The 17,418-nt window shown below is 69.2% G+C and carries 16 protein-coding genes and 1 riboswitch; of the genes, 13 read left to right on the top strand and 3 right to left on the bottom strand.

Going from position 1 to position 17,418, the window contains the following annotated elements:
- Positions 1–4 precede the first annotated feature (4 nt).
- A riboswitch (TPP riboswitch) is annotated at positions 5–99 on the top strand.
- The 8 genes from thiM to argH all read left to right on the top strand — a co-directional run bounded on the left by thiM (position 90) and on the right by argH (position 10,003).
- Positions 90–938 (top strand): hydroxyethylthiazole kinase, encoded by an 849-nt coding sequence (thiM, locus tag MOX01_RS13220; protein WP_141370093.1) that lies wholly within the window; start codon positions 90–92, stop codon positions 936–938. It overlaps the preceding riboswitch by 10 nt.
- Entirely contained in the window at positions 935–3,085 is a 2,151-nt protein-coding gene (locus MOX01_RS13215; RefSeq protein ID WP_141370091.1) for a bifunctional hydroxymethylpyrimidine kinase/phosphomethylpyrimidine kinase, read from the top strand. Before thiM ends, MOX01_RS13215 begins: the two co-directional genes overlap by 4 nt.
- 239 nt (positions 3,086–3,324) lie before the next feature.
- The gene (gene argC / locus MOX01_RS13210; RefSeq protein WP_058632221.1) at positions 3,325–4,377 is read left to right on the top strand and encodes an N-acetyl-gamma-glutamyl-phosphate reductase; all 1,053 of its coding nucleotides are present in this window, start codon (positions 3,325–3,327) and stop codon (positions 4,375–4,377) included.
- Positions 4,374–5,531, top strand: coding sequence for a bifunctional glutamate N-acetyltransferase/amino-acid acetyltransferase ArgJ (gene argJ / locus MOX01_RS13205; RefSeq protein WP_113681465.1), 1,158 nt, complete (start codon positions 4,374–4,376; stop codon positions 5,529–5,531). Before argC ends, argJ begins: the two co-directional genes overlap by 4 nt.
- The gene (gene argB, locus MOX01_RS13200; RefSeq protein WP_045263191.1) at positions 5,528–6,445 is read left to right on the top strand and encodes an acetylglutamate kinase; all 918 of its coding nucleotides are present in this window, start codon (positions 5,528–5,530) and stop codon (positions 6,443–6,445) included. Before argJ ends, argB begins: the two co-directional genes overlap by 4 nt.
- Positions 6,442–7,647: an acetylornithine transaminase gene (locus MOX01_RS13195; protein ID WP_141370089.1), complete on the top strand. Its 1,206-nt coding sequence runs from the start codon at positions 6,442–6,444 to the stop codon at positions 7,645–7,647. The genes argB and MOX01_RS13195 overlap by 4 nt, the downstream gene beginning before the upstream one ends.
- A complete protein-coding gene (gene argF / locus MOX01_RS13190) occupies positions 7,644–8,573 on the top strand; it encodes an ornithine carbamoyltransferase (protein WP_058632223.1) in 930 nt (309 codons plus the stop codon). Before MOX01_RS13195 ends, argF begins: the two co-directional genes overlap by 4 nt.
- Complete coding sequence (gene argH, locus MOX01_RS13185) at positions 8,573–10,003, top strand: argininosuccinate lyase (protein ID WP_046749036.1); 1,431 nt, start codon at positions 8,573–8,575, stop codon at positions 10,001–10,003. Before argF ends, argH begins: the two co-directional genes overlap by 1 nt.
- 47 nt (positions 10,004–10,050) lie before the next feature.
- Here argH and MOX01_RS13180 read toward each other — a convergent pair whose 3' ends face one another.
- Entirely contained in the window at positions 10,051–10,647 is a 597-nt protein-coding gene (locus tag MOX01_RS13180; RefSeq protein ID WP_141370087.1) for a DUF1349 domain-containing protein, read from the bottom strand.
- Positions 10,648–10,707: 60 nt separating this feature from the next.
- On the opposite strand from MOX01_RS13180, the gene MOX01_RS13175 reads away from it, so the two are divergent.
- Complete coding sequence (locus MOX01_RS13175) at positions 10,708–11,352, top strand: SatD family protein (RefSeq protein ID WP_141370085.1); 645 nt, start codon at positions 10,708–10,710, stop codon at positions 11,350–11,352.
- Positions 11,349–12,191, top strand: coding sequence for a hypothetical protein (locus tag MOX01_RS13170; protein ID WP_141370083.1), 843 nt, complete (start codon positions 11,349–11,351; stop codon positions 12,189–12,191). The genes MOX01_RS13175 and MOX01_RS13170 overlap by 4 nt, the downstream gene beginning before the upstream one ends.
- 6 nt (positions 12,192–12,197) lie before the next feature.
- Here the strand turns inward: MOX01_RS13170 and MOX01_RS13165 are convergent, their stop codons facing one another.
- Positions 12,198–12,554: a MerR family transcriptional regulator gene (locus MOX01_RS13165; protein ID WP_058632227.1), complete on the bottom strand. Its 357-nt coding sequence runs from the start codon at positions 12,552–12,554 to the stop codon at positions 12,198–12,200.
- A gap of 53 nt (positions 12,555–12,607) precedes the next feature.
- Between MOX01_RS13165 and MOX01_RS13160 the strand changes: the two genes are divergently transcribed.
- The 3 genes from MOX01_RS13160 to MOX01_RS13150 are packed head-to-tail and all read left to right on the top strand — an operon-like array spanning position 12,608 to position 15,709.
- Positions 12,608–13,561, top strand: coding sequence for an aldo/keto reductase (locus MOX01_RS13160; protein ID WP_141370081.1), 954 nt, complete (start codon positions 12,608–12,610; stop codon positions 13,559–13,561).
- Between the two features lie 40 nt (positions 13,562–13,601).
- Positions 13,602–14,903 (top strand): tyrosine--tRNA ligase, encoded by a 1,302-nt coding sequence (gene tyrS, locus MOX01_RS13155; RefSeq protein ID WP_174799785.1) that lies wholly within the window; start codon positions 13,602–13,604, stop codon positions 14,901–14,903.
- Positions 14,904–14,914: 11 nt separating this feature from the next.
- Positions 14,915–15,709, top strand: a complete 795-nt coding sequence (locus tag MOX01_RS13150) for a DUF4184 family protein (protein ID WP_141370079.1) — start codon at positions 14,915–14,917, stop codon at positions 15,707–15,709.
- On the opposite strand, the gene MOX01_RS13145 is transcribed toward MOX01_RS13150, so the two are convergent.
- Positions 15,694–17,082 carry a CoA transferase gene (locus MOX01_RS13145; protein ID WP_141370076.1) on the bottom strand — a complete coding sequence of 463 codons (1,389 nt, stop codon included), beginning with the start codon at positions 17,080–17,082 and terminating at the stop codon, positions 15,694–15,696. The two genes, MOX01_RS13150 and MOX01_RS13145, sit on opposite strands and share 16 nt — an antisense overlap.
- Positions 17,083–17,418 lie beyond the last annotated feature (336 nt).

Below are 17,418 nucleotides of genomic sequence, written 5' to 3'. Positions count from 1 at the left end.
TGCGGACAGTGACACGGGGTGCCGCGATCCGCGGCTGAGAACAGACCCGTCGAACCTGATCTAGTTCGTACTAGCGAAGGGATGTCGCGATGAGCGATCTTCTGCGTCCTGATTCCACACACGATCTCGCCGAAAAGGCTGCGGTGCTGCTGGGGGTGTTGCGTGAGGCGCCACCGCTGACGCACTGCATCACCAATGCCGTGGTCACCGGCTTCACCGCCAACGTGCTGCTGGCGCTCGGGGCTGCTCCCGCCATGGTCGACATCGTCGGTGAGGCCGGCATGTTCGCCGGTGTCGCCTCGGGGATGCTGGTCAACCTGGGGACGCCCACCCCGGAGCAGCGCGCGGCGGCTCTGGAAGCCGTCACCGGTGCGAGGGCAGCCGGTACGCCCTGGGTGCTCGACCCCGTCGCGGTCGGTGCGCTCCCGGTGCGCACCGCACTCGCGCGTCAACTCGCCGAGCAGCGTCCGACCGCGATCCGCGGCAACGCCTCGGAGGTGCTGGCTCTCGCGGGCTCAGCGCCGGTGGGGCGAGGTGTGGATTCCACCGACAGCACCGAGTCCGCGGCCGAGGCCGCATCGGCGCTGGCTCGGACGACACGCGGTGTGGTGGCCGTGTCCGGCCCGATCGATCTGCTCACCGACGGCGAACGCGTGCTGCGGTTGTCCAACGGGCACGAGCTGCTCACGAGGGTCACGGGCGGCGGTTGTGCTCTGGGCGCGGTGATGGCGGCCTTCCTCGGCGCTGCGCGGGCGACAGGGCACGACGCGCTCACGGCGGTCGCGTCGGCGAGCCTCGTGTACACGATCGCGGCGGAGCAGGCAGCGGAGCGGTCCACCGGGCCGGGGAGCTTCGCCGTCGCGCTGCTGGATGCCCTCGCCGCGGTGGATTCCGCTGACATCAGGGTCCGTGCCCGCGCCGAAGGCGGTGCCCTGTGAACGCCGACCTCTCGCTCTACCTCGTCACGGATGCGGAGCTGTGCGGAGACCGGGGCGTCGTCGAGACCGTCCGGCACGCGGTGGAAGGCGGGGTGCGCATCGTGCAGCTGCGCGACAAGGACGCGACCGACGAGGAGACGGTCGAACAGCTGGTCGCGCTGTCGCAGGCGATCGACGGTCGGGCGCTGCTCGTGGTGAACGATCGGCTGGGCGCGGCCGTGGCTGCTCGTGAGCGTGGAGCCAGGGTCGATGGCGTGCACCTCGGTCAGGGCGACGCCTCGGTGCTGCGCGCCCGTGAGGCACTCGGACCCGACGCGTTGATCGGCCTCACCGCCAACACTGCCGCGCACCTCGACGCGGTGCGGGCCCTCCCGGCCGGGACGGTCGACTACCTCGGGGTCGGCGTCATCCGTCCCACCCTCACGAAGCCGGATCACCCCGTCCCGCTCGGGGTGGAGGGCTTTCGCGACATCGTCCGGAACAGCCCGCTCCCGTGCGTGGCGATCGGCGGCGTCGGCATCGACGACACCGAGTCCCTGCGCGATGCCGGGGCATCGGGGCTGGCCGTCGTCTCGGCGTTGTGCGCGGCTGACGATCCGGCCGCCGTAGCGACGCGGTTCCTGCGACGCTGGCGCTCCGGCATCGTGCCGCGAGTGCTCAGCATCGCCGGGAGCGACCCGTCCGGAGGTGCGGGCATCCAGGCCGACCTCAAGTCCATCGCCGCGAACGGCGGGTACGGGATGGCTGTGCTCACGGCGCTGACCGCGCAGAACACGCAGGGCGTGCGCGCTGTGCACGTGCCGCCGGTCGACTTCCTCCGCGCGCAGCTCGATGCCGTGTCGGACGACATCGTGATCGACGCCGTGAAGATCGGGATGCTCGCCGACGCCGAGGTCATCCGCGCAGTGGGGGCGTGGCTCGACCGCGTGCGCCCGCCTGTCGTGGTGCTCGATCCCGTCATGGTCGCGACCTCCGGCGACCGGCTGCTGGATCCGGAGGCGGAGCGAGCACTGCACGGACTCCTCGCGCGGGCGACTCTGGTCACTCCGAATCTCGCCGAACTCGCGGTGCTCGCCGGTCGGGAGATCGCCGACTGGGAGGATGCCATCTCCGCGGCGCACGAGCTGTCCGCCCGGATCGATGCGGCCGTCCTGGTCAAGGGCGGCCATCTCGTCGGGGATGAGGCCCCCGATGCGTTGGTCGACGCGGCGCGCGGTCTGCGCAGAGACTTTCCAGGACGACGGATCACGACCGGAAACACCCATGGCACCGGCTGCTCGCTGTCGTCCGCGCTCGCGACCCTGCTCGCGCGGGGGCACGACGCAGAAGCGGCCGTCGGCGCCGCGCGCATCTGGCTTCGCGAAGCCCTGCGGGCGGGGGACGCGTTGCGCGTCGGCGGTGGGCACGGGCCGATCAACCACTTCTCCGGACTCTGGGAACGGGCGGGAACAGAGGCCCGTCCGGTCGCGGACGACATCGCGGCGGACTGGTGGCACGACATCAGGGAGATCCGCACCGCGATCGACGAGCTGCCCTTCATCCGCGCGCTCGCCGACGGGACGCTGGAGCGCGGACCGTTCCTGTCCTATCTCGCCCAGGACGCGCTGTACCTGCGCGAGTACGCCCGTGTGCTCGCGGAAGCGTCCCGGCTCGCGCCGACATCCGATGAGCAGGCGTTCTGGGCGGAGTCGGCACGCGGTTCGATCGTGGGCGAGCTCGAGCTGCACGCGTCGTGGTTGACTCCGACGCAGGGGGTGAGCGCGGACACGTTCTCCGCCGAGCCGGGGGCGGCCACCACCGCCTACCTCGATCACCTGCGCTCTGTCGCGTTCGGTGGGGACTACGCCGAGATCGTCGCGGCCGTCCTCCCGTGCTTCTGGCTCTACACCGACCTCGGCCGACGCCTGCACGCCGGGGCCTTCGGTCAGTACGCGCAGGATCCCCAGCACCCCTACGCCTCGTGGCTGGTGACCTACGCCGATCCCGCGTTCGAAGAGGCGACCGAGACGGCGATCGCCTACGCCTCCGAAGCGGCGGCAACGGCTGATGCCGCGACCCGCGCCAGGATGCGCCACGTCTTCGAGGTCTCGAGTGCCCACGAACTCGCCTTCTTCGCCGCACCGCTGGAGCCCTCACCCCGCAGATGACGAACCGGATTTGCGGTGGCAGCCGAGGCCGCGCTACTGTCGCGACATGCCTTCGGCCGCCACCGCTTCTCCGACGCTCGCTCCGAGCGTCATCGCTGTGCGCCGACGCCGCGGCCGCCGACTGTAGGCGACCCCGCCCTTCTGCCCGTGCGCGCACGGCGGTCGAGTGCCGGTGTCGCCGCCTCCGGCCCCGTCCACGGTCCCGATTTCCTCGAGGGCCTGACCGTTAAGGTAGAAGCATGACGTATTCCGTCGCCGTCTCCGGCGCATCCGGCTACGCAGGCGGCGAGATTCTGCGCCTCCTGGCCGCCCATCCCGACATGGAGATCCGCACCGTCACGGCGCATTCGAACGCCGGGCAGCCTCTCGTCGACCACCAGCCGCACCTGCGCTCACTCGCACACCTCACGCTGCAGGACACGACACCGGAGATCCTCGCCGGCCACGACATCGTGTTCCTCGCCTTGCCGCACGGGCAGTCGGGGCAGTACACCGATGCGCTGGGCGATGTCCCGCTCGTGATCGATGCCGGCGCCGACCACCGACTCACGTCCGCCTCGGCGTGGGATGCGTTCTACGGCGGCGACTTCCACGAGCCGTGGACCTACGGTGTGCCCGAGCTCCTCATCGACGGGGTCAAGCAGCGTGAGCACCTCCGTGGAGCCACGCGCATCGCGGCGCCGGGATGCAATGCCTCCACCGTGAGTCTCAGCCTCGCGCCCGGTGTGGCCTCCGGGGTGATCGACCCCTCCGACATCGTCTCCGTGCTCGCCGTCGGACCGTCCGGCGCGGGGAAGAGCCTCAAGACGAACCTGCTCGGCAGCGAGATCCTGGGCACCGCCAACCCCTATGCGGTCGGCGGCACCCACAGACACATCCCCGAGATCCGTCAGGCGCTCGCCGCGGCGTCCGGGGTGGAGTCCGACGGCATCCGGATCTCGTTCACGCCGGTGCTGGTGCCCATGTCGCGCGGGATCCTCGCCACGTCCACCGCACCCATCGTCGACGGTGCGACGGATGCGCAGATCCGTGACGCCTGGCAGAGCGCCTATGGCGACGAGACCTTCGTGCAGCTGCTGCCCGAGGGACGCTTCCCCCGCACGGCCGACGTGCTCGGAGCTAACACCGCGCTGATCGGCCTCGCGATCGACCGGGCCGCGAACCGGGTCACGGTCGTCACCGCGGTCGACAACCTCGTCAAGGGCACCGCCGGCGCTGCCGTCCAATCCATGAACATCGCGCTGGGTCTTCCCGAAGCCCGCGCCCTCTCAGTGAACGGAGTAGCGCCGTGAGCGTCACCGCCCCCGCAGGATTCGAAGCGGCCGGTGTCGCCGCCGGGCTGAAGTCGACCGGGAAGCCCGATGTCGCCGTCGTCGTCAACCGCGGACCTCGCAAGGTGGGTGCCGCGGTCTTCACCAGCAACCGCGCCAAGGCGAACCCGATCATCTGGTCGCAGCAGGCAGTGGCCGACCGGGTCGTCGAGGCCGTGGTGCTCAACTCCGGCGGTGCGAACTGCTTCACCGGCGCGTTCGGGTTCCAGACCACCCACCAGACGGCGGAGAAGGCGGCCGAACTGCTCGGCGTCAGCGCCGGGGATGTGCTGATCTGCTCCACCGGTCTTATCGGCACCGGGGACGAGACGTTCCGCTCGCGTGTGCTGGCCGGCACCGAGCAGGCGATCGCCGAGCTCAGCGCCGACGGCGGGGAGAGCGCGGCACAGGCCATCATGACCACCGACACCGTTGCGAAGACCGCCGTGATCAGCCGTGATGGCTGGACGATCGGCGGTATGGCGAAGGGCGCGGGCATGCTCGCGCCGGGACTCGCCACGATGCTCGTGGTGATCACCACCGATGCCGTCCTCGAGCCGCTTCAGGCCGATGAGGCGCTGCGCCGTGCGACAGGGCAGACGTTCGACCGTCTCGATTCCGACGGCTGCATGTCGACGAACGACCAAGTCACGCTCCTCGCCAACGGGGCATCCGAGGTCGTGCCGGACCTCGACGACTTCACCGCCGCGCTCATCGAGCTCTCCCAGGAGCTCGCGGTCAAGCTGCAGGGTGATGCCGAGGGCGCGAGCCACGACATCACGATCGAGGTGCAGCATGCGGTGACCGAGCAGGACGCCGTCGAGGTCGGCCGGTCGGTCGCGCGCAACAACCTCTTCAAGGCAGCGATCTTCGGCAACGATCCGAACTGGGGGCGGGTGCTCGCGGCGATCGGAACGACGAATGCGCAGTTCGACCCCTACGACGTCGACGTCTGGATGAACGGCGTGCGCGTCTGCAGCCAGGGTGGTCCGGACCGCCCCCGCGAAGAGGTCGACCTCACCCCGCGCGCCACGCACCTCGTGATCGACCTCAAGGTCGGGGAGTCGACGGCCACGGTGCTCACGAACGACCTGACCCACGACTACGTGCACGAGAACAGCGCCTACGCCTCATGACCGACATCCAGGACACCACGCCGGACGTCGCCGCGCAGAAGGCCACGACGCTCATCGAGTCGCTGCCGTGGCTGAAGAAGTTCCGCGACCAGATCGTCGTCATCAAGTACGGCGGCAACGCCATGGTGTCGGAGGAGCTGCAGGACGCCTTCGCCCAGGACATCGCCTACCTCCGCTACGTCGGGGTGCTTCCGGTCGTGGTGCATGGTGGAGGGCCGCAGATCTCCAACATGCTGCAGCGGCTCGAGATCCCGAGCGAGTTCAAGGGCGGCTACCGCGTCACCAACACCGAGGCGATCAGCGTCGTGCGCATGGTGCTCACCGGTCAGGTCAACCCGCAGCTCGTGTCGAAGATCAACTCGCACGGCCCGATCGCGACCGGCCTCAGCGGGGAGGACGCCGGACTCTTCGGAGGGCGCCGTCGTGGTGTCGTGATCGACGGCGAAGAAGTCGACCTCGGTCGGGTCGGCGACGTCGTCGAGGTCGATCCGACGCCCGTGCTCGACCACCTCGCCGCAGGGCGCATCCCGGTGGTGTCGAGCATCGCGCCCGATCTCGATCACCCCGGTCAGTCGCTCAACGTCAACGCGGATGCCGCGGCAGCCGCTCTCGCGGTCTCGTTGCACGCGCGAAAGCTCGTCATCCTGACCGACGTGCCGGGGCTGTATGCCGACTGGCCCAACCGCGACTCGCTCGTCTCCCATCTGACGTCGGATGCGCTCATCCAGATGCTTCCGACGCTCGAGTCGGGGATGATCCCGAAGATGCGGGCCTGTCTCGACGCGGTCGAGGGCGGCGTCGACGCGGCGGCGATCATCGATGGGCGGGTGCCGCACTCGGTGCTCGTCGAACTCTTCACCAGCAAGGGAATCGGGACCGAAGTGGTCCTGGGAAAGAACGAGGTGACGGCATGACCGTCTGGCAGGACGATGCGGCACGCGATCTCGTGCTCAACGCGGGGGAGCGGCTCGCGCTGCTGGTCCGCGGTGAGGGCTCGTACCTGTGGGATGCCGACGGCCGACGCCACCTCGACTTCCTCGCGGGCATCGCGGTGACCTCGCTCGGGCACGCGCATCCGGCCTTCGTCGAGGCGGTCTCGACGCAGGCGGCCACGCTCGCGCACGTGTCGAACTACTTCGCCACCCCGCCCCAGCTCGCGCTCGCGGCACGCCTGAAGCGTCTGGCCGGTGCCGGCATCGACGGTCGCGTGTTCTTCTCGAACTCGGGTGCCGAGGCCAACGAGGCCGCGTTCAAGCTCGCGCGTCTGCACGACGGCTCCGAGCGGCCGCGCATCCTCGCTCTCGAGAACGGCTTCCACGGTCGTACGATGGGCTCGCTCGCGCTCACCGCCAAGGTCTCGATGCGCGCGCCGTTCGAGCCGATGCCCGCCGGGGTCGAGCACATCCCCGCCACGATCGAGGCTCTCGAGGCCGCGATGGATGACCGCGTCGCCGCGATCATCGTCGAGCCCATCCAGGGCGAGGCCGGAGTGGTCGAGCTGCCGGAGGGCTATCTCGCCGCTGCGCGCTCGCTGACCCTCGCTCACGGCGCCCTGCTGATCGTCGACGAGATCCAGACCGGTGCCGGTCGTACCGGTGAATGGTTCGGGTTCAGCCACGAGGGCATCACCCCCGATGCGATCACCCTCGCCAAGGGCATCGGCGGCGGCTTCCCGATCGGCGCGCTGGTCACCTTCGGCAGCGCCAGTGCGCTCTTCACCCCGGGATCCCACGGCTCCACCTTCGGCGGCAACCCGCTCGCGACCGCGGTCGCGGACGCGGTCCTGGCTGAGATCGAGAGTGGCGGCCTGGTCGAGAACGCCGCCCGTCGTGGTGCCGAGCTGCGCGAGATCCTGCTCGGCATCGACTCGCCGCTGATCGACGGTGTGCGCGGACGTGGTCTGCTCATCGGCGTGGCGCTGACCGCGCCCGTCGCCGGTGAGGTCGTCGCGGCCGCCCAGGCGCGCGGTCTCATCGTCAACGCCGCCAACCCCGAGACGGTTCGCATCGCACCGGCTCTCACGATCGGCGACGCCGAGCTCGCCGAGTTCCGCGAGCTGTTCACGGCTTCGCTCGCCGACGTCCAGGCCTCTGCTGCCGGAAAGGTATCCGCATGACCCGCCACCTGCTGCGTGACGACGATCTGACCCCCGCCGAGCAGGCCGAGATCCTCGATCTCGCGATCGAGCTGAAGAAGGACCGGTGGGCCGACAAGAGCCTGGCCGGCCCCCAGACCGTCGCGGTCATCTTCGACAAGTCCTCCACGCGCACTCGCGTCTCGTTCGCGGTGGGGATCGCCGACCTCGGCGGTTCGCCGCTGATCATCTCGACAGCGAGCAGCCAGCTCGGCGGCAAGGAGACCCCGTCCGACACCGCTCGCGTCCTGGAGCGCCAGGTCGCGGCCATCGTGTGGCGCACGTATGCGCAGTCGGGTCTCGAGGAGATGGCGGAAGGTACGCGTGTGCCGGTCATCAATGCGCTGTCGGATGACTTCCACCCGTGTCAGCTGCTCGCCGACCTGCTCACGATCCGCGAGCACAAGGGCGACCTGAAGGGGCTCACGCTGACGTTCTTCGGAGACGGGCAGAGCAACATGGCGCACTCCTACGCGCTCGCCGGTGTGACTGCGGGCATGCACGTGCGCATCGCGTCGCCCGAGGACTACGCTCCTCGTGCGGATGTCATCGAGGCCGCCGATCGACGCGCCGCCGAGACCGGCGGGTCGATCACCCTCTTCACCGACCCGGTCGAGGCCTCTGCCGGTGCCGACGTCGTCGTGACCGACACCTGGGTGTCGATGGGCAAGGAGGAGGAGAAGCTCGCACGCATCCGCGACCTCGGCGGCTACAAGGTCACTCCGGAGACGATGACCCTGGCCGATCCTGAGGCGATCTTCATCCACTGCCTCCCTGCCGACCGCGGCTACGAGGTCGATTCCAGCGTGATCGACGGTCCGCAGAGCGTGGTCTGGGACGAGGCCGAGAACCGCCTGCACGCGCAGAAGGCGCTGCTGGTCTGGCTCCTCGGCAAGAAGGACGCGTGATGAGCGACGCGACGCACGAAGGCACCAACGAAGGCGCGCTCTGGGGCGCCCGCTTCGCCACAGGGCCCTCGCCTGAACTGGTGGAGCTGAGCCGTTCCACCCACTTCGACTGGATCCTCGCTCCGTACGACATCGCGGGCTCCCACGCGCACGCCACCGCGCTCGAAGCGGCCGGGTACCTGGAACCGGACGAGGCGCGGCGGATGCACGAGGGGCTGGACGCGGTCGCGCGCAAGGTCGCCGACGGCACTCTGCGCCCCGTGCCGACAGATGAGGACGTCCACGGCGCGCTGGAGCAGGCGCTGATCGTCGAGCTCGGGCCGGAGCTCGGCGGGCGGCTGCGTGCCGGTCGCAGCCGCAACGACCAGATCGCCACGCTCGTGCGCATGTACCTGATCGACCATGCGCGAGTGATCGCCCGCGACATCCTCCGGGTGATCGATGCCCTGGTCGCTCAGGCCGAGGCTCATCCGACGGCGATCCTTCCCGGCCGCACGCATCTGCAGCACGCACAGCCGGTGCTGCTCGCCCACCACCTGCAGGCGCACGGGTGGCCGCTGGTGCGTGAGCTCGAACGTCTCGTGGACTGGCGTCGTCGCGCCGGTGTCTCGCCGTACGGCGGCGGAGCGCTGGCCGGTTCCACCCTCGGGCTCGATCCCGCACTCGTGGCGACCGAGCTGGGCCTCGACCGCCCCGCGGAGAACTCGCTCGACGGCACGGCGGCTCGCGATGTCGTGGCGGAGTTCGCCTTCATCACGGCGATGACCGGCGTCGACATCTCGCGCCTGTCCGAGGAGATCATCCTCTGGAACACCCGCGAGTTCGGCTTCGTCACCCTCGACGACGGCTACTCGACGGGCTCGAGCATCATGCCGCAGAAGAAGAACCCCGACATCGCCGAGCTCGCTCGGGGCAAGTCGGGGCGTCTGATCGGAAACCTTTCCGGCCTGCTCGCCACCCTCAAGGGCCTCCCGCTCGCGTACAACCGCGACCTGCAGGAGGACAAGGAGCCGGTCTTCGACTCGGTGCAGACCCTCGAGGTGGTGCTTCCCGCGTTCGCCGGGATGATCGCGACGCTGCGTTTCGACACCGAACGGATGGCGGCGCTCGCGCCTCAGGGGTTCTCCCTTGCGACCGATGTCGCCGAGTGGCTCGTGAAGCGCCGCGTGCCGTTCCGGGATGCGCACGAGATCTCCGGTGCGCTCGTGCGGGCGTGCGAGGAGCGGGGGATCGGGCTGGAGGATGCTTCCGATGAGCTGCTGCTCTCGGTGTCGCCGCATCTCGTGCCCGAGGTGCGCGAGGTCCTCACGATCGAGGGCTCCGTCGGGTCGCGGACCGGGATCGGCGGCACCGCACCGGAACGGGTCGCCGAGCAGCGCGCGGAACTCGTCGCGCGCGCACAGGCGGCAGCCCACGCCCTCGGCATCTGACCGGAGGCTTCTGACCGGAGGCGTAGGCGGCCGCCGTCGCTGCCTGCTCAGTGCAGGTCGGCGTCGGCCTCCGACCGTTCCCAGCGCGTGAAGCGCACGGTGAGGCCGGCGCGGGTCGGTGCCGCGAGGAACGGACCGGCTGCCGCGGCTGCCTGTCCGTCGAATGGGGCGACCCTGACGAGTCGCCAGGGGCCGTCGTCGGCGCGGGCGCGAACGATCAGGGAATCCGCCCAGCGGCTGACGCGCACGGTGATCTCGTTCTCGAGCCACTCGTCGACCTGGCCGACGGACCAGTCGGAGACACCGGCTGTGACCACGGCGCCGAGTCCCAGATGGCCGTCGGCGTACTCGAGACCCGTCTTCACCCAGTGCTCCTCGTCGATGCGCACGAAGACGCCTGCCTGGTCGAACTGGCCGTCCCACGGTGCGCGGAAGGAGACCTCCATGGCCTCGCCGACCCCGAGCGGGGCGAGCAGGGCGTGCTCGGTGTCGTGCACGAAGCCGTAAGCGGTGTGCCGCCAGGCATCGCTGCTCTCCACCGCGGTGACATCGAGCGGAGTCGTTCCGGCGGGTAGCGCGGCGGGGGAGGTCGGAGCGTTGGTCCAGGTTCCGTCGGACCAGGGGATCATGTGCGATTCAGGCATGATCTCAAGATATAACCAATTGACGCATAAGTCGAGGGTTATTCGTGATATGGTTATGCCATGGTCATCGCGGTACTCGCAGACATCGTGGGTTCTCGTCGTCTCGACGATCGCACAGCCGCGCAACGCGTGCTCGACGACACCATAGCCGACGTCGAAGCAGACCTCCCGTTGGCGGCGCAGCCGCTCACGCCCACCGTCGGCGACGAGCAGCAGGGTGTCTATCTCGATCTGGCCGACGCCATGGTGTCGCTCCTGATGATCCAGCTGCGGCTGCCGGACGGTATCGCCTTCCGCTTCGGCATCGGGGTGGGGGAGGTGCGCCCTGTCGAGTCCGTGCACGGTGAACTCGCCGACGGACCGGGCTGGTACGCGGCCAGAGCGGCGATCGAGACCGTGCACGCGCGAGAGAGTCGCGCCGTGCCGCGCACGCGGTCGTGGATTGTCGGGTCATCCGGGCAGGATGAGGTCATGGAGAGCACGATCGCGGCATCGAACGCCTACCTCCTCGTCCGCGATGAGCTGGTGGGGGCGATGAGCGAGCGGGAACGACGGCTCGCCTACGGTCGTCTGCTCGGTCGATCCCAGCAGGAACTCGCTGCGGAAGAGGGCATCACCCAGCCCAGCGTCTCCAAGTCGCTGCGCAGTGCGGGAACGGCTGCGCTCATCGAGGGCGTAGCCGCGCTTCGAGGGGCGCGCGCATGATCGTCGCGGGGTTCCTCCTCCTGGCGGTCGGCGCCGCCGATCTGGTGCGTCAGTTCGCGCCCCGCCGCTGGGTCGGCTATCTCGTGATCGCCGTCATCCTGCTCCTGCTCGGCAGCGTCGGTGATGCCCTTCTTCCCATGGTGTTCGCCCTCGTCGTCGGCGCGCTCTGGGTGTGGTGCATGCCGACGGAGCGTCCGGCGCCCCTGGGGTTCTGGCCGGCCGTCCTGCTCGCGGTTCTGAGTGTCGGAGCCGTCGTCTGGCTCGGCGCCCGATCCGACTCCGGTCTCATCGGTGCGATCTGGCACCTCCGGTCGCCGTTCGGGGAGATTCCGTTCGATCTCGCCATGCTCGCGCTCGGTGCCGGGGTCTTCCTCCTCGAGTCGTCGAACCTCGTGGTGCGTGCGGCACTCGATGGCGAGCACACGTGGCTTCCCCGTGACCCGGCGATGCCGACCGCGGAGGCAGCGCCTGTCGTGGCCGGAACCGTGGAAACAGGAACCACCGAAGCAGACACCGTCCAGGCAGACACCGTCCAGGCAGACACCGTCGAGGAGGAGGGTGCCGAGACGGCACCCGCACCCCGCGATCCGCGCAGCGGCTTCAAAGGCGGTCGACTGATCGGACCGCTGGAGCGCATCCTCGTCCTCATCCTCACCCTCGCCGCGGCGTATCCGATCCTCGCCGCGATGCTCGCGGCGAAGGGCATCGTCCGATTCCCCGAGATCTCCCGCGATGGCGAGACCGGCGCCCGCGCCGAGTACTTCCTCGTCGGTAGTCTGGTGAGCTGGGTGATCGCGCTGGGTGCCGCTTTCCTGGTGTGGTGGGCGGCGCACAGCTGAGCGACCTCAACTCAGCGATCGATACCAGTCCAGCTTCTCCGCGAGGCGTCGCTGCTGCGCGAGGACCTCGGCGAGCTGCTGTTCGACCGTCGCCGCATGCTCTTCGAGGAGTGCGATCCGTTCGGGGATCGTCTCCTCGCTCCGACAGAGCTGTCCGTAGCGGCGCAGTCGTTCGACCGGCATGCCCGTCTCGCGAAGGCACTTGAGGAAGTCGAGCAGCCCGAGGTCGGCGTCGGTGTAGGCGCGATGCCCGCCGGCGGTGCGGGTGACCGTGGGCAGGATGCCTTCCCGTTCGTAGTACCTGAGCGTGTCGATGCTGAAGCCGGAACGCGCTGCGGTCTCCGCCGGGGTGTACGTCGTCATCTCCTGAGCATAGGTCTTGACCTGGAGTGCGCTCCAGGTCGCACAGTGAGGTCATGACCACTCGGAACACACCCGCATCCCCGCTCGTCCTCGGCGCGATGTCCTTCGGCACGCTCGTCGACGAGGACACCTCCTTCGCCCTGCTCGACCGTTTCGTCGAGCGGGGCGGCACCTGGATCGACACGGCAGACTGCTACAGCTTCTGGGCGAGCGAGAGCGGACACGGGGGAGCGTCGGAGGAAGTCATCGGACGCTGGCTCGCGGCACGACCAGGCGCCCGGCAGCAGGTGCGCATCTCCACCAAGGTGGGAGCGGAGCCGCTGTGGCCCGGCTCCTGGCCCGAACACCGGACCGGGCTCTCGCCACGCGCGATCGGTGCCGCCGTCGAGGGGATTCTCGATCGCCTCGGCGTCGACAGGATCGACCTGCTCTGGTTGCACCAGGAGGACCGCGCCGTCGCGATCGCGGACACCGTCGACGCCCTGGCCGCGCTCACGTCTGCCGGCACGGTGAACCGTGTCGGCGCCTCCAACCATCCTGCCTGGCGCATCGAACGCGCCCGCGCTCACGCCAAGTCGATCGGCAGCGTCCCCATCGATGCCTTCCAGCTGAACAGCACCTACCTGCGCACCCGACCGGGCACCCTCCCACCCGGTGTGGCGCATCCCTTCGGCGTGCTCAGCGATGAGCAGCGGGACTTCGCCCGAGACAACGGCATCGAGGTGTGGGCGTACACGCCGTTGCTCTCGGGGGCGTATGACAACCAGGCCAAACCGGTACCCGAGGTGTACGACCACCCGGGGACCACGCGACGGCTCGCGGTGCTGGAGGAGATCGCCGCCGCTCGCGGAGTCGGCAGAGGGCAGATCGTGCTGGCCTGGCAGCTCGCACGGGGGATCCGCCCCATCGTCGGGGGAAGCAGAGTGGAGCAGTTGGACGCCGCCATGGATGCGGCATCGATCTCGCTGACGGCGCAGGAGTTCGACCGTCTTGACACGCCTGTCTGAGCGGAATTCGAGGCTGTACCGCGCTGATAGCCTGGAGCGCGTGTCAACTCCCGATCTGACGACCGCACCCCAGGCGATCGATCCCGCGTTCGAGAACGTGTGGGACGAACTCGTGTGGCGTGGCCTGGTCCATGTGTCCACCGACCAGGAGGCGCTGCGCGCCCTGCTCGCGGGAGACCCGATCACGTACTACTGCGGTTTCGATCCGACGGCGGCGAGTCTGCACCTCGGAAACCTCGTGCAGCTGCTCACGCTGCGTCGCATCCAGCTCGCCGGTCACAAGCCGCTCGGTCTCGTCGGCGGCTCGACCGGTCTGATCGGCGACCCTCGTCCGACGGCCGAGCGCACGCTGAACACGCGGGAGACGGTCGAGGACTGGGTCGGACGCCTGCGTGCCCAGGTCGAGCGCTACCTCAGCTTCGAGGGTGAGAACGCCGCCCGCATCGTGAACAACCTCGACTGGACGGCGCCGCTGAGCGCGATCGACTTCCTGCGCGAGATCGGCAAGTACTTCCGTGTGGGCACGATGCTCAAGAAGGATGCGGTCGCGGCGCGACTCAACTCCGATGAGGGCATCAGCTACACCGAGTTCAGCTACCAGATCCTGCAGGGCATGGACTTCCTCGAGCTGTACCGGCAGTACGACTGCGTGCTGCAGACCGGCGGCTCGGATCAGTGGGGCAACCTCACCAGCGGCACCGAGCTCATCCGCCGTGCCGAGGGGGCGTCGGTGCATGCCATCGGCACACCCCTCATCACGAACAGCGACGGCACGAAGTTCGGCAAGAGCGAGGGCAACGCCATCTGGCTCGACGCCGACATGTGCAGCCCGTACCGGATGTACCAGTTCTGGCTGAGCACCGCGGACTCCGACGTGATCGAACGGCTGAAGGTCTTCACATTCCTCACCAGGTCGGAGATCGAGGAGTACGCCGAGCTCGTGGCCGCGGAGCCGTTCCGCCGAGCCGCTCAGAAGAGGCTGGCGCTCGAAGTTGTGGCGACCGTGCACGGTGTGGAGGCGACAGCTGCCGTGATCGCAGCTTCCGAGGCTCTCTTCGGCCAGGGAGACCTGACCACGCTCGATGCCGAGACGCTCCGCACTGCTCTGGAGGAGCTGCCGAATGCGACCGTCGGCGCCGGCACCCCGGTGGTCGAGGCCCTGGTGTCGACGGGGCTCGTGTCGAGCCTGTCCGAGGCGAGGCGCGCGATCACGCAGGGCGGCGTCACGCTCGACGGCGAACGCGTCGACGACGAGACGGCGACGGTCCAGGGCTCGCTTCCCGGCGGGGTCTCCGTGCTCCGCCGTGGCAAGAAGACCCTCGCCGGCCTCTTCGTCGGCTGAGCCCGAGCTCGATGCCGTTCACGCCCAGCCACGCCCTGGTAGCGCTGCCGTTCATCCGCACGCCGCTCGTGCCGGCTGCGATCGCGATCGGCGCGATGACCCCGGACCTGCCGTTGTTCGTGCGTGGCGTAGGACTGAACTACTCGTTCACGCACACGTTCGGCAATGTCGTGTGGACAGGGCTTCTCGCGTCCGTGCTGTTCCTGATCTGGCGGGTCGTGCTCCGTCCGGCTGTTCCCGAACTCGCTCCGCTCTGGCTGGCTCGGCGGTTGCCTGAGGAATGGAATGACAGGGGTCTCACGGCGGCAGGAGCTGCAGTCGGTGTGGGGCGCACGCGCGCGTATCCGTTCCTGCTCGCGGCGTCGTTCGTGATCGGTGTTCTCTCGCACATCGTGTGGGACCTCTTCACGCATGAGGGACGGTGGGGCGTGCACCTGATCCCCGGCCTCGACGACATGTGGGGACCGCTGCCAGGGTTCAAGTGGCTCCAACACGGTTCGAGCCTGATCGGCCTCGGGGTCATCGGCATCTGGGCTCTGCTCCGGCTCCGTCGGCAGACACCGCGTCAGGGCGTCACGCAGTCATCGCCGCCGTGGGTGCGCGTGGCGTGGTGGATCTCGCTCCCCGGGTTCCTCGTCATCGCGTGGGTCGGGGGTCTCGTCGTCTTCGGCCCCCTCGACGCTGAGTTCACCGTTCAGCACCTCGCGTATCGGGTGCTCCCTCCGGCCTGTGCCCTCTGGGGTGCGCTCACCGTGGCGCTCTGCATCGCGCTGTCGGTGCGAGGACGCCGTCACCAGACGGGCTGATCGGACCCCCAAGCGTGCGGGGCCGCGAACTCGAGTCCCGTCAGTGCGGGTCGAGCGGTCACCACTGCGCTCCCGTCGACACCGAACCGGGCGACGTGCGGCCGCACGTCGAACTCGACCTCGGCTCCGGCCATCCCGCGACGCGGCATCCCGAGCAGTTCCGCCGCGATGCGACGAAGCGATGTGCGGACCACGCACGAACGCTCCTCTCGGCGGTGCCCCCGGAGCAGAGAGGTCACAGCAGCAGCGAGCAGATAGCCCGCGCTGTGGTCGAGAGCCTGCGCGGGAAGTGCGCCGGGACGATCACCGTCGACCGATTCGATGAGCGCGATGCCGGATTCCGCCTGCACGAGGCTGTCGAAACCGGCTCGCTCCGGTTCCTCCGTGCCCCAGGCGCTCAGTTGCGCGACCACCAGGCCCGGGTATCGGCGCACGAGCAGGTCGGGGTCCAACCCCAGCCGGTCGAGTGACGCCGGACGGTATCCGAGCACGACGGCATCGGCGCGCGCGAGCAGATCATGGAAGCGAGCGCTCCGCGCGTCCAGCACGGCCGACCGTTTGCCATGGCCCGTATCGAGGTGCTGCCACTCAGGCTCTGACAGCGTCGGCGGATCGATGCGCAGCACATCGGCACCGAGCAGGGCGAGTGTCCTCGTGCACACCGGGCCGGCGATGACCCTTGTCAGGTCGAGGACGCGCATGCCCTGAAGTGGTCGACGGCCCGCACGCACGGAACGTCCAGCGGCGGGTTGGTCGAGCGCATCGGACATCCCGTCCGGTCGGCTGATCTCCAGGAGCGGACGCTCTCTGGCGGCACGATCGAGGGCGGGATCCTCCGCAGCGACGACGACAGCGAGCCCGCCGGCAGCCGTGATCTCGCGGACGGCATCGTGAGAGTCCCGTTCGGCGAGGGTACCCCCGACGAGATCGCCGCTCGCACCGTCTCGCAGACCGAGTCCCGCACGCAGCGCCGCCGCGTGATGGGGATAGTTCCCGTGGGTGCGGATCCATCCGTCTGCCGTCCGCCAGAACCCTGAGTACTCGGACCAGACCGGGGGAGCGACGCCATCGATCGTCAGAACACGGTCACTGCGGAACGCGACCGCGATCCGATCCGGATCGAGCGAAGCCGGGATCCCGCCGGCAGCAAGCATGGCTGCGCTCACGCTCGCCCAGGCGAGGTCAGCGGTGGCCAGTCGCGAGGGAAGTGGGGCCGCACGGAGCGGTCGGACCGCGTCGTCGTCGTCACCGAGGCCGAGCTCCCGCCTGATGCGCGCGAGCAGCTGAGCTGCCGCCCGCCCCTCATGCGCGCCGCCGTCGGCGTCCATCGAGAACAGGCCTGGGGCGGGGAGGTGATCAGCTGAGTCCGGCATGGCGTGATCGTACTGCGGGTGCGCTTCGACACCGAAACTCCCCCTGACCCGCAGGAAATCAATCGACGAGTCAAGGCGACACGCCCGGGTGGGGTGGCCCGATTTGCCAGATCCCCGGGACCCGCGTAACTTATTACTTGTTCGCCCCACAGGGAAGCGGAGGAGCCAAGAGCTTCACCCCCCTCAAGCGGAGAACCACTCCCGATCCACTCTCACTTGAGAGAACAGGCGCTTGCGTCTAGGATAGGGACTCCACCTCTTCTGCGGCTGTCATCAGCTGCGCTGCGGATCTCTGATTCGCACAGCGCGCCGATTTGACAAGCGGGACAAGGTGGG

It is taken from the genome of Microbacterium oxydans, assembly GCF_006540085.1.
GTDB lineage: Bacteria > Actinomycetota > Actinomycetes > Actinomycetales > Microbacteriaceae > Microbacterium > Microbacterium oxydans.
The sequence above is the reverse complement of the archived record's forward strand: the minus strand, read 5'-3'. Positions and strand labels throughout refer to the sequence as shown.

Excerpts from the sequence above, each read along its gene's own strand:
- thiM (WP_141370093.1), top strand. The coding sequence starts at position 90 with ATGAGCGATCTTCTGCGTCCTGATTCCACACACGATCTCGCCGAAAAG.
- argC (WP_058632221.1), top strand. The coding sequence starts at position 3,325 with ATGACGTATTCCGTCGCCGTCTCCGGCGCATCCGGCTACGCAGGCGGC.
- argB (WP_045263191.1), top strand. The coding sequence starts at position 5,528 with ATGACCGACATCCAGGACACCACGCCGGACGTCGCCGCGCAGAAGGCC.
- MOX01_RS13195 (WP_141370089.1), top strand. The coding sequence starts at position 6,442 with ATGACCGTCTGGCAGGACGATGCGGCACGCGATCTCGTGCTCAACGCG.
- argF (WP_058632223.1), top strand. The coding sequence starts at position 7,644 with ATGACCCGCCACCTGCTGCGTGACGACGATCTGACCCCCGCCGAGCAG.
- argH (WP_046749036.1), top strand. The coding sequence starts at position 8,573 with ATGAGCGACGCGACGCACGAAGGCACCAACGAAGGCGCGCTCTGGGGC.
- MOX01_RS13180 (WP_141370087.1), bottom strand. The coding sequence starts at position 10,647 with ATGCCTGAATCGCACATGATCCCCTGGTCCGACGGAACCTGGACCAAC.
- MOX01_RS13175 (WP_141370085.1), top strand. The coding sequence starts at position 10,708 with ATGGTCATCGCGGTACTCGCAGACATCGTGGGTTCTCGTCGTCTCGAC.
- MOX01_RS13170 (WP_141370083.1), top strand. The coding sequence starts at position 11,349 with ATGATCGTCGCGGGGTTCCTCCTCCTGGCGGTCGGCGCCGCCGATCTG.
- MOX01_RS13165 (WP_058632227.1), bottom strand. The coding sequence starts at position 12,554 with ATGACGACGTACACCCCGGCGGAGACCGCAGCGCGTTCCGGCTTCAGC.
- MOX01_RS13160 (WP_141370081.1), top strand. The coding sequence starts at position 12,608 with ATGACCACTCGGAACACACCCGCATCCCCGCTCGTCCTCGGCGCGATG.
- MOX01_RS13150 (WP_141370079.1), top strand. The coding sequence starts at position 14,915 with ATGCCGTTCACGCCCAGCCACGCCCTGGTAGCGCTGCCGTTCATCCGC.
- MOX01_RS13145 (WP_141370076.1), bottom strand. The coding sequence starts at position 17,082 with ATGCCGGACTCAGCTGATCACCTCCCCGCCCCAGGCCTGTTCTCGATG.